The organism is Streptomyces sp. NPDC007856, assembly GCF_042868225.1.
GTDB lineage: Bacteria > Actinomycetota > Actinomycetes > Streptomycetales > Streptomycetaceae > Streptomyces.
Genome location: NZ_JBIAEC010000006.1, coordinates 396,952 through 409,581 on the forward strand (window position 1 = coordinate 396,952; position 12,630 = coordinate 409,581).

Annotated in this window: 11 protein-coding genes; 7 read left to right on the forward strand and 4 right to left on the reverse strand. The window is 72.2% G+C overall.

What is annotated here, in order from left to right; genetic code table 11:
• Positions 1-22 precede the first annotated feature (22 nt).
• Positions 23-1,177 carry a type ISP restriction/modification enzyme gene (locus ACFYOH_RS17730; RefSeq protein ID WP_388626516.1) on the forward strand — a complete coding sequence of 385 codons (1,155 nt, stop codon included), beginning with the start codon at positions 23-25 and terminating at the stop codon, positions 1,175-1,177.
• A 163-nt stretch (positions 1,178-1,340) separates the two neighbouring features.
• A complete protein-coding gene (locus ACFYOH_RS17735) occupies positions 1,341-2,549 on the forward strand; it encodes a CaiB/BaiF CoA transferase family protein (RefSeq protein WP_388626517.1) in 1,209 nt (402 codons plus the stop codon).
• Between the two features lie 13 nt (positions 2,550-2,562).
• On the opposite strand, the gene ACFYOH_RS17740 is transcribed toward ACFYOH_RS17735, so the two are convergent.
• The 3 genes from ACFYOH_RS17740 to ACFYOH_RS17750 form a co-directional block, all read right to left on the reverse strand.
• Positions 2,563-2,838 (reverse strand): hypothetical protein, encoded by a 276-nt coding sequence (locus ACFYOH_RS17740; RefSeq protein WP_330340950.1) that lies wholly within the window; start codon positions 2,836-2,838, stop codon positions 2,563-2,565.
• 126 nt (positions 2,839-2,964) lie between these two features.
• On the reverse strand, positions 2,965-3,783 hold the full coding sequence (locus ACFYOH_RS17745; RefSeq protein WP_388626519.1) for an anti-sigma factor domain-containing protein: 819 nt from the start codon (positions 3,781-3,783) through the stop codon (positions 2,965-2,967).
• Positions 3,780-4,322 (reverse strand): sigma-70 family RNA polymerase sigma factor, encoded by a 543-nt coding sequence (locus ACFYOH_RS17750; protein ID WP_388626520.1) that lies wholly within the window; start codon positions 4,320-4,322, stop codon positions 3,780-3,782. Before ACFYOH_RS17750 ends, ACFYOH_RS17745 begins: the two co-directional genes overlap by 4 nt.
• Before the next feature lie 219 nt (positions 4,323-4,541).
• Here ACFYOH_RS17750 and ACFYOH_RS17755 point away from each other — a divergent pair, with 219 nt between their 5' ends.
• The 4 genes from ACFYOH_RS17755 (at position 4,542) to ACFYOH_RS17770 (ending at position 11,111) form a co-directional block, all read left to right on the forward strand.
• A complete protein-coding gene (locus ACFYOH_RS17755) occupies positions 4,542-6,095 on the forward strand; it encodes a DUF4331 domain-containing protein (RefSeq protein ID WP_388626521.1) in 1,554 nt (517 codons plus the stop codon).
• Between the two features lie 88 nt (positions 6,096-6,183).
• Complete coding sequence (locus ACFYOH_RS17760) at positions 6,184-7,923, forward strand: tetratricopeptide repeat protein (RefSeq protein ID WP_388626523.1); 1,740 nt, start codon at positions 6,184-6,186, stop codon at positions 7,921-7,923.
• Positions 7,920-9,425 (forward strand): nickel transporter, encoded by a 1,506-nt coding sequence (locus tag ACFYOH_RS17765; RefSeq protein ID WP_388626524.1) that lies wholly within the window; start codon positions 7,920-7,922, stop codon positions 9,423-9,425. The genes ACFYOH_RS17760 and ACFYOH_RS17765 overlap by 4 nt, the downstream gene beginning before the upstream one ends.
• A 60-nt stretch (positions 9,426-9,485) precedes the next feature.
• Entirely contained in the window at positions 9,486-11,111 is a 1,626-nt protein-coding gene (locus ACFYOH_RS17770; RefSeq protein ID WP_388626525.1) for a serine/threonine-protein kinase, read from the forward strand.
• An 18-nt stretch (positions 11,112-11,129) separates the two neighbouring features.
• On the opposite strand, the gene ACFYOH_RS17775 is transcribed toward ACFYOH_RS17770, so the two are convergent.
• The gene (locus ACFYOH_RS17775; RefSeq protein ID WP_388626527.1) at positions 11,130-11,924 is read right to left on the reverse strand and encodes an SGNH/GDSL hydrolase family protein; all 795 of its coding nucleotides are present in this window, start codon (positions 11,922-11,924) and stop codon (positions 11,130-11,132) included.
• Positions 11,925-12,224: 300 nt separating this feature from the next.
• Between ACFYOH_RS17775 and ACFYOH_RS17780 the strand changes: the two genes are divergently transcribed.
• A complete protein-coding gene (locus tag ACFYOH_RS17780) occupies positions 12,225-12,563 on the forward strand; it encodes a hypothetical protein (RefSeq protein ID WP_388626529.1) in 339 nt (112 codons plus the stop codon).
• The last annotated feature ends 67 nt before the right edge of the window (positions 12,564-12,630 follow it).

The window sequence follows — 12,630 nt, forward strand, 5'->3', positions numbered from 1 at the left end:
CGGGTCGGGGACAGGCCGTACCATGCCCTGCGTGACGCACGACGACGCTCCGCTGCTGGCGGACCTCATGCCGTGGTCCGTCGCACCGCTGCGGCCCGGCCGCACCTGGCCGACGGCACCCGATCCCGGCTCCCTGAAGGCCCGCTGGGAGGCCCTGCTCAAGGCCGAGGGACCGGATCGCGAGGCCCTCTTCGAGCCGACCCGGGCCCGCACGCCGAACTCCGCGGTGGGCCAGCTCCCCGGCCAGTCCACCGGCACCGGGCGGCTGGCCCGCGCCGAGGGCCCCTGCGCCGAGCCGGTTCGCGTCCTGGCGGCGCCCTTCGACGAACAGTGGCTGATCCCCGACCACCGGCTGATCGACGCCGCGCGCCCGGAGTTGTGGCGGGTGGCGGACGCGCACCAGGTCTTCACGGTGGAGAGCGGAGACGAGAACGTCCCGCTCCTGGTGACCTCCCTGCTGCCCACCCTGCGCACGGGCCGCGTCCGTCCCCTGTACCGCCGACCCGGCGGCACGGAACCGAACCTCGCGTCAGGCCTCACGGCCCACCTCGCCGACCGCCTGGGCGAGCCCCCCACTCCGGTCGATGTCCTGTCCTGGATCCTGGCGGCCACCACTGGCGACCTGACCGTCCCGCTCACGGACGACCCGGACCTGTGGTCGACCGGCGTCGAACTGGGCCGCCGCATGCTGTGGCTGATGCGCCGCGACGGCGAACGCCCCAAACTGCCGGGCGGCCGCCGCCCCTACGTCCGCGCGCCCCTGCCGGTCCGGCCCCTCACCGTGCACTACGACCAGGACGAGGAGACCCTCCACGTCGACGAGGGCCGCATCTCCCCCGTCCCACCGGAGGCCTGGGACTACGAGGTGGCCGGGGCCCGGGTCCTGGAGTCCTGGTTCACCACCCGCACGACACCGGCCGAACCCGGCACCCTGGCGGCGATCCGCCCGGCCGGCTGGCCGCAGACCTGGACGTCGGAACTGCTCGAACTGATCACGGTCCTGTCCCTGCTGGCCGAACTGCGGCCGCGGCGGGCCGAGTTGAAGCTGACGACCTCGATCACGGCAACCGACCTCCGGGAGGCGGGCATCATCCCGGTACCGGAGGCGTCCCGCCGCCCCGCCTCGGTCCTGGACCATCACGAGGAGGGCCCGGGAGGCCAGTTCGCCCTGATCTAGCGGTGCCCCAGAGCGGCTTCCAGACGGGCATCATGCGCTGGATCTCGATCTGGGCGAGGGGACTGACGACAGAGGTCGGGCGGGGATCCGTGCGCCTGTACGGCCAGGGTGGCCGGTGCCCGGGCTGCTGACAAACCCGCCGGTCACGGGCCATGATCCGGGCATGGAACAGCCCACGGATCAGCAGCCCCTGCCCCTGGACGGCATCACCGTCGTCGCCGTCGAACAAGCCGTGTCCGCGCCCTTCGCGACCCGGCAACTCGCCGACCTGGGAGCCAGGGTCATCAAGGTGGAGCGGGTCGACGGCGGCGACTTCGCGCGCGGGTACGACACCGCGGCCCGCGGTCTCGCCTCGCACTTCGTGTGGTGCAACCGCGGCAAGGAGTCCCTCGCGCTGGACCTGAAGGACCCACGCGGCCTGGAGGCCGTACGGCGGCTGATCGCGGACGCGGACGTCTTCGTGCAGAACCTCGCCCACGGGGCGGCGGCCCGGCTCGGCCTGGACGCGGCCACGCTGTGTGCGGCGCATCCGCGGCTGATCGCCGTGGACATCTCGGGGTACGGCTCCTTCGGCCCGTACGCGGACAAGCGGGCGTACGACATGCTCGTGCAGTGCGAGGCGGGGCTCGTGTCGGTGACCGGGACGCCGGAGCAGCCGGTGAAGGCGGGCGTCCCGGCGGCGGACATCGCGGCGGCCATGTACGCGTTCTCGGGCGTCCTGGCGGCTCTCGTCCGGCGCGGCACCACCGGGCGGGGCGGGCCGGTGGAGGTCTCGATGCTGGAGGCGCTCGCCGAGTGGCTGGGGCATCCGCTGCACCATGCGATGCACGGGGGTGAGCCCCCGGCGCGCACCGGCCTGGCGCACGCCGTCATCGCGCCGTACGACGCCTATTCGACGGCGGACGGCGGACGCGTGCTGTTGTCGGTGCAGAACGACCGGGAGTGGCGACGGCTGGCCGAACAGGTCATAGGGCGCCCGGAATTGGGGACGGACCCGGCATACGCGACGAACGCGTCACGGGTGGCGAACCGGGAGAAGACGGACGAACTGGTGGCACGGGCCCTCGGCGTACTGGACGCCGAGGAGGCCCTGGCCCGGCTGGAGAAGGCGGGCCTCGCCTGCGCCCGGCTGCGTGATCTGCATGAACTGGCCGGGCATCCGCAGCTGGCGGCCCGGGAGCGGTGGCGGGAGGTGGGGTCGCCGGTCGGACCGCTGAAGGCGCTGCTGCCTCCGATCACACTGCCGGGCGGGGACGAGGCACGGATGGGTGATGTGCCCGCGCTGGGCCAGCACACCGGGGCGCTGCTGCGTGCCGTGGGGATGACGGACGACGAGATCGCGGCGATGCGCCGGGACGGTGTGGCGGCCTGAGCGCGCGGCGCGCTCAGTGCCGGTGGCCGCCGAACAGCGAACGGCGCAGTCGACGCAGCGGGGCGAAGAGCGAGACCCGGCTCACCCGGGCACCCCGGCCCGTACGCTCGTGCGTGGTGTCACGCGCCGTCAGCTCACGCATCAGCGAGGTCGCCTCGACCGTCTCCCGCTGCGGTATGGCGGGACCCGCCAGCACCGACAGATGGCGGTCGAGGCGCGAACTGGTCGCGCTGCTGCCGCAGGTGATCGCAGGGACCCTGGCCCTGCTGCGCACTGTTATCTGCTCCATGTCACTCCCCACCCGTACGAGTCCACCCGGCCCGGGCAGAGTAACCCTATCGCCCCGGAGAGGCACGCGTGTATCGCGCCCACAGGATTCACCTTCCCTGCAAGGGTGTTGACCATCCCTCTTTGACTACTCTCCGAATCCGACCGATTTCAGGGTGAGTTGGACAATGGGCTGGCTGGTGGGTTGCGCTGAGCCGCCGTCAGGCTCGACGGTCACCGCGAGTGACGTCGAGGAGGTGTCGAGACCTTTCGCGACCAAGGGCGTGTCGGCCGCGAAGAGCCCGAGGGAGCGCGGTTGCGTGCGGGGGCGCATGAGCCAGAGCTGACGGACACGGCCGGCGGGCGGGCTGCCGTATCCGCTGAGGGTGACGACAGCTTCTCCCTCCGAGGCGGAAGCGATCACTCCGAACGCCCGGCCCTGTGCGTCCTTGCTGGTGGTGGCGCGGGCGTCGGGCGCGGCCAGAACGTGGGCGATCTCACGTCCCCGGGCCCGCTCCGCGTCCAGCCGGTCCTGGGTTCGCTGGGCCTGCACGGCGAAGAGCGAGGCGACGACGAGGGCCGTCGCCGCGGTGGCCGTGGCGAACGGCACGAACAGGGGGCGCGTGCGGGGCGTACGGGTGTGTCCCGGCGGGGGCTGGGTGCCCCAGACGTGCGGCGGCAGCTGGGGCGTGCGCTCCCGGACCGGTGCCTTGGCCTGCTCCTGCGGGATCGTCTGTACGGCGGCCAGTACCCGCTCGCGCAGGGCGGGGGGCGCGTGGGCGGCCGTGGACCAGGCGAGGCGCACCGCGTCCTCGGCCAGCTCCCGCACCTCGGCAGTACAGCGGTCGCACCCTTGCAGGTGTTTCTCGAACCGGCGCCGCTCGCCCGGCTCGAGGGCGTCGAGGGCGTAGGGCGCGGCGAGGGAGTGCAGATCCTCGCGGCGCAGCAGCTTGCCGAGGAAGCTCACGCGGCACCTCCCAGGCACTCGCGGAGCCGGGTGAGCCCGTCGCGCATCCGCGTCTTGACCGTGCCGAGCGGCAGCGAGAGCCGCTCGGCCACCTCACGGTAGGTGTAGCCGTCGTAGTAGGCGAGGGTCACGGACTGGCGTTGCAGGTCCGTGAGCCGGCGCAGACAGCGGCGCACCCACTCGCGCTCCATGCCGGCCTCGACCTCCTCGGCGACCTGGTCGAAGGCGGGCTCCCCGGCCCGCAGGGCCTCCCGCTGCTCGCGTTCGCCGGCCGCGCGTGCGCTGCGCACCCGGTCGACGGCACGGCGGTGGGCGAGGGTGAGGATCCAGGACAGCGCGCTGCCCCGGCCGGGGTCGTAGCGGGCGGCCGAGCGCCATGTCTCCAACAGCACCTCCTGGGCGACCTCCTCGGACTGGGCGGGGTCGCGCACCACCCGTCGTACGAGTCCGTACACCGGCCCGGACACCAGTGCGTAAAGATCCTCGAACGCCCGCTGGTCGCCGCCCGCGACGAGCACCAGCAGCTCGTCCGCCCGCATGCGGGCCCCCTCTCCGTGGCCACAGCCGGCCCTACCGCGCACTCCACGCATCCGCACGACCGCACACCTCCCGCGGGAGATACGGATCGGCGGACCGAAAACGCGGGTCGGAGCGTGCCCAATGTTTTCCGCGGATTTTCGCCGTCCGACCAATCCGATCCGCGGGCCCGCTCCGAAGACCCGTCCGTCAAAGGCAAGTCGGCACTGAGGACGGACGGCATGACACCTCTCTTCTCCAGGGGGCCCTTCGCAAGGAGCGGCACGGGACGCACGGGCCTGGCCGCGCTCCTGTGCGGTGCGCTGGCAGCCGGAGGGCTCGCGGCGGCCGGCGCCGCCGCGCTGGAACCCGGGGCGGCCTCCGCCTCCTCCCACCGTGAGGCCCCGCTGATCTCGGGGACCCCGCAGTACGACAACACCGACCTGTACGCGTTCGTCAGCCCGGACAAGCCCGACACGACGACGATCGTGGCGAACTGGATCCCGTTCGAGGAGCCGGCGGGCGGGCCGAACTTCTACACGTTCGCCGACGACGCGCAGTACGACATCCACATCGACAACAACGGCGACGCCCAGGGCGAGTTGGTGTTCCGCTACACCTTCAAGACCCATACGAAGAACGGGAACACGTTCCTGTACAACACGGGCCCGGTCACCAGCCTGGCCGACCCCGACCTCAACATCACACAGACGTACGACATCGATCTGATCCGGCTGAAGAACCAGCACGTGGTGTCGGACACCAAGCTCGCGGACGATGTGCCGGTGGCGCCGTCGGACGTCGGCAAGGCGTCCATGCCGGACTACGGCAAGCTGCGTGCGCAGGCCGTGTACAAGACGGCGGGCGGTGCCGCGACGTTCGCCGGGCAGGCGGACGACCCGTTCTTCGCTGACCTGCGCGTCTTCGACCTGCTGTACGGCGGCAACCTCGGCGAGGTCGGCCGGGACACCCTGAAGGGCTACAACGTCAACACCATCGCCCTGCAGGTGCCGAACGACCTGATCCGCGAGTCGGCCGGGCAGCCGATCGTCGGCATCTGGTCCACCACGCAGCGCCGCAACGCGCAGGGGTACTACACACAGGTCTCGCGTCTGGGCAACCCGCTGGTCAACGAGGTGGTGAACCCGCAGAAGGACAAGGACAGGTTCAACGCCTCCCAGCCCTGGTACGACGCCCAGTTCCTGAAGAACGTCACCAACCCCGAACTGCCCAAGCTCATCGAGTCGATCTACAAGATCAAGGCGCCCAGTGAGCCGCGCAACGACCTGGTCGACGTCTTCCTGAAGGGCGTGAAGGGCCTCAACCAGCCGCCGAACGTGCGCCCTGCGGAGGAACTGCGCCTGAACACCTCCATCAAGCCGGCCATGCACCCCAAGCGACTCGGCGTGCTCGACGGCGACAACGCGGGCTTCCCGAACGGGCGCCGGCTCACCGACGACGTGATCGACGAGGCGTTGCAGGTCGTCGAGGGCGAACTGGTCGGCTCGAAGAACGACTTGGGCGACGCGGTGGACAAGAACGACAAGGGCTTCGAGAAGTACTTCCCGTACGTCGCCGAGCCCACCTCCGGTTCGCGCGGCCCGCTCGCCAAAGGCACCACGGCAGGCACGGACGTCCGAAGCCAGCTGGGCGACGCCCTGCAACCGGCCGGGTCCTCCGGCGGCTCCGGCAACACGGTGCTGATCGCCGCGTCGGCGGCCTCGGGCGCAGCCGGAATCCTGCTCCTCGGCACGGCCGTCGGCTGGTGGCGCCGACGCATACGCCGCCCGTACTGACCCGCACCCCAGACCGGCGCGGCCCGTATCTTCCCCTCCCCCACGACGGGCCGCGCCTTCCACACGACCGACGCACGCAGGAGACGGCATGGGCCCGCGCAGACAGGACGACGGCATGGACGGGCGGAAGGGCGCCACCGGGCGGAACGCCGGCGCAGACCAGGACGGTGACGCAGAGCGGAGGGCTAGCGGCGGGCGTCAGGACTGCGCCGGCCAAGAGGACAACGCCCGCCAAGAGGCGAGCAGCGGGCGGACGGGCAACGCCACGCAGGAAGCAAGCAGCGAGCGTCAGGACAGCGCCGGCCAAGAGGACAACGCCGACCAAGAGGCGAGCGGCGGGGGTCAGGACGGCGCCGGGTCGATGGTGAGCGCCGGCTACGGTGATGTGCCGAAGGGCGCCGACCAGAGCTGCTCCGACGCCGAACGGGTGCAGGTCGGTTCCGAAGCGACTCCGGCCCCCGGGGCCGATCAGCGTGTGGCCGCCGTGCGGCGGTTTGCCGCTGCCGGGCGGCGTTGGCGGGCCGCCCGGCTCATTGGCTGTGCGGCGCTGTTGGCCGTGGCGGTGACCGGTGGGGCCGTGGCGCTCGGGGACAATCGGACGCCCGTCACCGTGCCGGTCGCCTCGACCGCCATGGATCCCGGGGTGCTCAGCGGCGGTGGCCTGGACGCGAGCATCGCGGCGCTTCAGGCGCATCTGCGGACCCAGCCCAAGGACTCCGGCGGCTGGGCGACGCTGGGGCTGGCGTACGTCGAGCAGGCGCGGACCAAGGGGGACCCCGCGCGCTATCCGCAGGCGGACAAGGCACTGGGGCGGTCCCTCGCCCTGGTGCCGGACAACGATCAGGCGCTGGCCGGCCGCGCCGCCCTCGCCGCCGCCCGGCACGACTTCAAGGACGCCCTGACCTACGCGGACCAGGCCCTGCGGCAGAACCCGTACAGCGAACGCGCGCTGTCCTTGCGTATCGACGCCCTGGTCGAACTCGGCCGGTACGCCGAGGCCTCGACGGCCGCCGGGACCGCCGACGCCCGCAAGCCGGGTGTGCCGGTCTTCACCCGGTACGCGTATGTGCACGAACTGCAGGGTGACGTGGTGACCGCACGCCGGGTCCTCAAGCAGGCGCTGGCGGGCGCCACCTCCCCGGGCGACATCGCGTACGTGTCCGCCCAGCTCGGTCAACTCGCCTGGAACCAAGGCGACTACAGGACCGCGCTCACCTACTACTCCCGTGCCCTCGCCGCCGACGACACCTACCTGCCCGCGCTGGAGGGCCGGGCGCGGGCCCAGGCGGCTAGCGGGGACCGCGCGGCGGCGATCAAGGGGATGGAGACCGTGGTGTCCCGGTATCCGCTGCCCGGTCCGCTCGTCGAACTGGGCGAGCTGTACCAGGCGCGCGGCGCGGCCGGCGACCGGGCCAGGGCAAGGCAGCAGTACGCGCTCGTGGACGCCTGGATCGCGCTGGCCCGGGCCAACGGCGTCAACGCCGATCTCGACACCGCGCTGGCCGCCGCCGACCACGGCGACAAGGCGGCCGCCCTGCGGGCGGCTCGCGCCGAATGGGCGCGCCGGCACACCGTGCACACCGCGGACGCGCTGGCCTGGGCGCTGCATGTGAACGGCCGGGACGCCGAGGCGCTGCCGTACGCCCGCCGGGCCACCGCCACCGGTTACCGCAACGCCGCCTTCCTGTACCACCGCGGCATGATCGAGCTGGCCACGGGCCACCGAACGGCCGGCCGCGCCTCCCTCACCTCGGCCCTGCGCCTGAACCCCGGCTTCTCCCCGCTCGGCGCGGCCGAGGCCCGCAAAGCCCTGGAGGCCACGCGGTGAAGCGACGCCTGCCCTTCCTCCTCCTCGCCGGGTGCGCGCTCGCGCTGCTGCCGGCCGGCCCGGCGAGCGCGCACCCGCTCGGGAACTTCACCGTCAACCGCTACGACGGCCTGGTCGCCGCCCCCGGACAGCTCCGCGTCGACCACGTCGAGGACCTCGCCGAGATCCCGGCGACCCAGGCCGGGCCCGACCTCCAGCGGTTGGGCACGGCCGAATGGGCCCGGCAGCGGTGTGCGCGGGCCGCCGAGGGCAGCAGGCTCACGGTCGACGGCCGTACGGCCCCGCTGACCGCCGTCGGCGCCACGGCACGGCTGCGTCCCGGTCAGGCCGGGCTGCACACCCTGCGCGTGGAGTGCCGGCTGACCGCCCCGCTCCCCCGCGGCGCCACCGTGACCGTCGGCTTCCACAGCGCGGGTGCCACCGGCGGACCCGGCTGGCGGGAGGTCACCGCGCGCGGCGACCGGATGACGCTCACCTCGACCGACGTGCCGAAGACATCCGTCTCGCACGAACTGACCACGTATCCGAAGGACTTGCTGTCCTCTCCGGCGGACACCACCGCCGCCTCCGTGCGCCTGCGTCCCGGCGGCCCGGCCCTCGCCGAGGAGCGGCAGGCGGAACCGGGTGCCGCGATCCTGCCGCGGGGCGCCGACCGCTGGACCCAAGCGCTGGACGACCTCGTGGCCCGGCACGACCTCACCGTCGGCTTCGCCGCGCTCGCGCTGTTCGTCGCGGTCGTCCTCGGCGCGCTGCACGCGCTCGCGCCGGGTCACGGCAAGACCCTGATGGCCGCGGCGGCGGCGGCCCGTGGGGGCCGGGCGAGGCTTCGGGACGTGCTGCCGCTGGCCGCCTCGGTCACCGTCACCCACACCCTCGGGGTGGTCGCCCTGGGCCTGCTCGTCACCGCCGGTTCCGCCGCCACGCCGTCGGTGATCGCCTGGCTGGGCATCGCGGGAGGGGCACTGGTCCTGGTGGCCGGTGTGGGCCTCGTACGAAGGGTGTGGTCCGCCCGCCACCTTCACCCCACGCACCATGTGGGGCACACCCATGGGGGACACGCCCACAGCCACACCCACACCCACACCCACACCCACACCCACACCCATGAAGGCCACACCCACACCCACGGCGGTCACACCCACACCCACCCCACCGCCCCCACCCTCCGCGGCACCCTCCTGCTCGGTTTCGCGGGTGGACTGGTGCCCAGTCCCTCCGCCGTGGTGGTCCTGGTCGGTGCCGCCGCGCTCGGGAAGGCCTGGTTCGGGCTGCTGCTCGTCGTGGCCTACGGCGCCGGGCTCGCGCTGACCCTCACCGCGGCCGGGTTCGCCGTGGTGCGGCTGGGCTCGGGGATGAGCCGGGTGCTGGAGCGGCGTCCGCGCTGGACCAGCCATCCGGTGGCCGCGCTCGTGCGCCGCTCCGTACCGCTCGCGTCGGCCCTGGTCGTCATGGCTCTGGGCGCCGGATTGGTGCTCAAGGGGGCCGCATCCGCGCTCGGCTGAGCTAACTTGGGGTGAAATCACGCGTCGGGGAGAAATCACGCGACTTGCCTTGGGGGCGCCGTGTCCGAAGAGCCGGGCCGCGAACGTGTGATCGCGGGCCGCTACCGACTGCTGTCCACGCTGGGCGAGGGCGGCATGGGCACCGTGTGGCGCGCCCGGGACGAGGTGCTGCACCGCGAGGTGGCCGTCAAGGAGGTGCGGGCCCCGGCCGGGCTGCCGGCCTCCGACGTGGAGCGGATGTACGCGCGCCTGGAACGGGAAGCGTGGGCGGCGGCCCGGGTCGCGGGCCGCAACGTGGTCACGGTGTACGACGTGGCCATGGAGGGCGGCCGGCCGTGGATCGTGATGGAGCTGGTGCGCGGGCTGTCGCTCGCCGACCAGCTGGAGGCGGAGGGTCCGCTGTCGCCGCAGCGGGCCGCGCACATCGGCGCCGAGGTGCTGTCCGCGCTGCGCGCCGCGCACGCCGCAGGGGTGCTGCACCGGGACGTGAAGCCGGCCAATGTGCTGCTCGCCAACGACGGCCGGGTGGTGCTGACGGACTTCGGGATCGCCTCGGTCGAGGGCAGCTCGGCGCTGACCATGACCGGCGAGGTAATCGGCTCGCCCGAATTCCTGGCCCCGGAGCAGGCGTTGGGGCGGACGCCGGGCCCGGAGTCGGATCTGTGGTCGCTGGGGGTGCTGCTGTACGCGGCGGTGGAGGGCGTCTCGCCGTTCCAGTACGACACCCCGATCAGCACCCTGCGCGCCGTGGTGGACGAGGAGTTGCCGCCGCCGCACCGGGCCGGTCCGCTCACCCGGGTCATCGAGGGGCTGCTGCGCAAGGACCCCGCCGAGCGGCTGGACGCCGAGCGGGCGGAACACGAGCTGCGGATCGTCGCGGCCGGGGGTGCCCCTTCCGGAGGAGGTGCGCTCCGGGCGGCCACGATGCCGGTGCCGCCGTACGCCACCCCGACGGTCGCGGCCCCGCACCGACCGCCCTCCCCGACCCCGCCGCTGCCCCTGCCCGGCACCACGGCACCCACGGCGTCCGACGAGCCGCGGCGCAACCGGCGGGCGGGCGCGGTGCTGGTGGCGGGCCTGCTCCTGGTCGCGCTGGCGCTGGCGGGGCTGACGTACGCGCTGCTGAACCGTGACAACGGCGGTGGCAGGGGAAACGCGGGCGGCGACACCCGGACGAGCGGTGGCGCGCGGACGCCGACGGCGCATGGCACCACGCAGCCGGGCACGACCGCGCCGCCGTCGGCGAGCAGCAGCACGTCGGCGAGCACCCAGCCCGCGCAGTCCGTGCAGGTCACCGTGGCCGGCGCGAACACGACGTACTCCGGGAGCTGCCCGCCGCCGGACGCGCGGACGCCCACCTTCACGGCGACGTTCACGGTGGGGCGGCTGCCCGCGCAGGTGGAGTACCGGTGGGTGACGACACGCGGATCGGTGTCCGACCCCGGATGGCACACGCTGTCGTTCCCGGACGGCGGCGGGAAGAGCCGGCAGGTGCAGGTGACGCTGACGGTGTACCACGGCAGCGGGACGACCGAGGACCGGATCGGCGTGAAGGTGCGCGCTCCCGTGCAGACCACGTCGAACGGGGTCCCGTTCTCGGTGAACTGTACGACGGCCACGGCGACGGAGACCCCGTCGGGCGGGGCCTCCGCTTCCGCGTCGGGCTCACCGGGGAGTTCACCCTGAGGGGTGAGCCCGTTCGGGTCACGCGTTGTTCGAGAACACCGGGAGATAGCCGCCGGAGTGGCCGGCCGCGGTGGGGTGGTACGACTCGCTGATGTCGAGCCAGTTGACGCTGTGCAGCCAGGAGTCGCCGGAGCAGATCTCGTGGGTGGAGAAGGCGGTGCGGACGTCGCCGAAGACGAAGCCGTGGGCCTGGGCGCGCTTCTGGATGGCGGCGTCGATGTAGTCGGCCGCGCCGTTGATCGCGGACCGCTTGGTGTCGGAGAGTCCGAGGCAGGTCTGGCCCAGCAAGTAGAAGCGGGGGTAGCTGAGCACGACCACCCGGGCGGCCGGTGCCTTGGCGCTGATCGCGTTGTAGACGGTGTCCAGCTTGCCGGGGAGCGTGGAGTCGACGTACGCCTCGGCGGTGGCGATCCGGGACAGGCAGGCGCTGTCGGACTGGATCACACAGGTCGTCATGACGTCGGAGAATCCGGCGTCGTTGCCGCCGATGGTGATGGACACCAGTGAGGTGGCGGAGTTCAGGGAGCCGAGCTGGCCCGCCATCACGTCGTCCGTCGTGGCGCCCGAGCAGGCGTTGAAGGCGAACGAGGACGGGCTGTGGGCGGCGTTCCACAGGTACGGGTACGCCTTCGTGCTGCGGTCGCAGGAGCCACTGGAGCTGATGTAGCTGCCCGCGCCGACTCCGGAGGAGTAGGAGTCGCCGAGTGCCACATAGCCACCGGTCGCGGCGGTCGCATGGCCGGCGCCCGTGAGACCGAGGCCGGCGGCGAGGAGGAGCGAGGTAACGAATCCGGTAAGTCGGGAACGTCTCATGGAACCTCCCTTTAGCAGGATCTCTGCCTCAACCGTCGTAGCAACTACGCGTGTTGACGGGAAGTGTCCATGCCAAGACTTTTGCGGCCTCAACAGGATCAACGCGAAACGTTCACTGCTCATCTATTGCATGGACATGCCAGTTCTGCTGACGGTCCGACAACCACCTTCTTGACGGCCCCACATGAACTGCGCCACATTGAAGCCCGGCATCCGGCGCGTCGGGGGGCAAAGTCGCCAATGCAGACCATACGCAACAAGACCTCTTCATTGCCGCTACTCACAGGGGCCGCGACCGCCGTGGCACTGACCGGCGCGCTGCTCGCTCTCATCGACGCGGCCTCTCCGCTGCGCGGCCCGTGCACCCTGCTCTTCCTGCTCGCGGCGCCGGCGGTGGCACTCGCCGCGGCTCTGCGCGGGCTGGATGCCTTCAGTCGTGCACTCTGTGCGCTTGCGGGATCGGTCGTCGTCAACATGCTGGTCGCCCAAGGCATGCTCGCGGTCCACCGCTGGTCGGTGCGCGGCGGGGTGGTCGCGATGACCGTACTGAGCCTGCTGTTTCTGTTGCTGGTCGTGCTCCGGGAACGAATTTCCGGAAAACGCACACAAGACCGAGCAACTCCGGCCAAAGTTGTGTAACGACCAAACCAACAAAACCGTGAGGCAGCCACACAGGGGTTGCCTTTAGGGTTCAATCGTCAATACC

Excerpts from the sequence above, each read along its gene's own strand:
- ACFYOH_RS17750 (WP_388626520.1), bottom strand. The coding sequence starts at position 4,322 with ATGCGGGCGGACGAGCTGCTGGTGCTCGTCGCGGGCGGCGACCAGCGG.
- ACFYOH_RS17775 (WP_388626527.1), bottom strand. The coding sequence starts at position 11,924 with ATGAGACGTTCCCGACTTACCGGATTCGTTACCTCGCTCCTCCTCGCC.
- ACFYOH_RS17730 (WP_388626516.1), top strand. The coding sequence starts at position 23 with ATGCCCTGCGTGACGCACGACGACGCTCCGCTGCTGGCGGACCTCATG.
- ACFYOH_RS17735 (WP_388626517.1), top strand. The coding sequence starts at position 1,341 with ATGGAACAGCCCACGGATCAGCAGCCCCTGCCCCTGGACGGCATCACC.
- ACFYOH_RS17760 (WP_388626523.1), top strand. The coding sequence starts at position 6,184 with ATGGGCCCGCGCAGACAGGACGACGGCATGGACGGGCGGAAGGGCGCC.
- ACFYOH_RS17755 (WP_388626521.1), top strand. The coding sequence starts at position 4,542 with ATGACACCTCTCTTCTCCAGGGGGCCCTTCGCAAGGAGCGGCACGGGA.
- ACFYOH_RS17740 (WP_330340950.1), bottom strand. The coding sequence starts at position 2,838 with ATGGAGCAGATAACAGTGCGCAGCAGGGCCAGGGTCCCTGCGATCACC.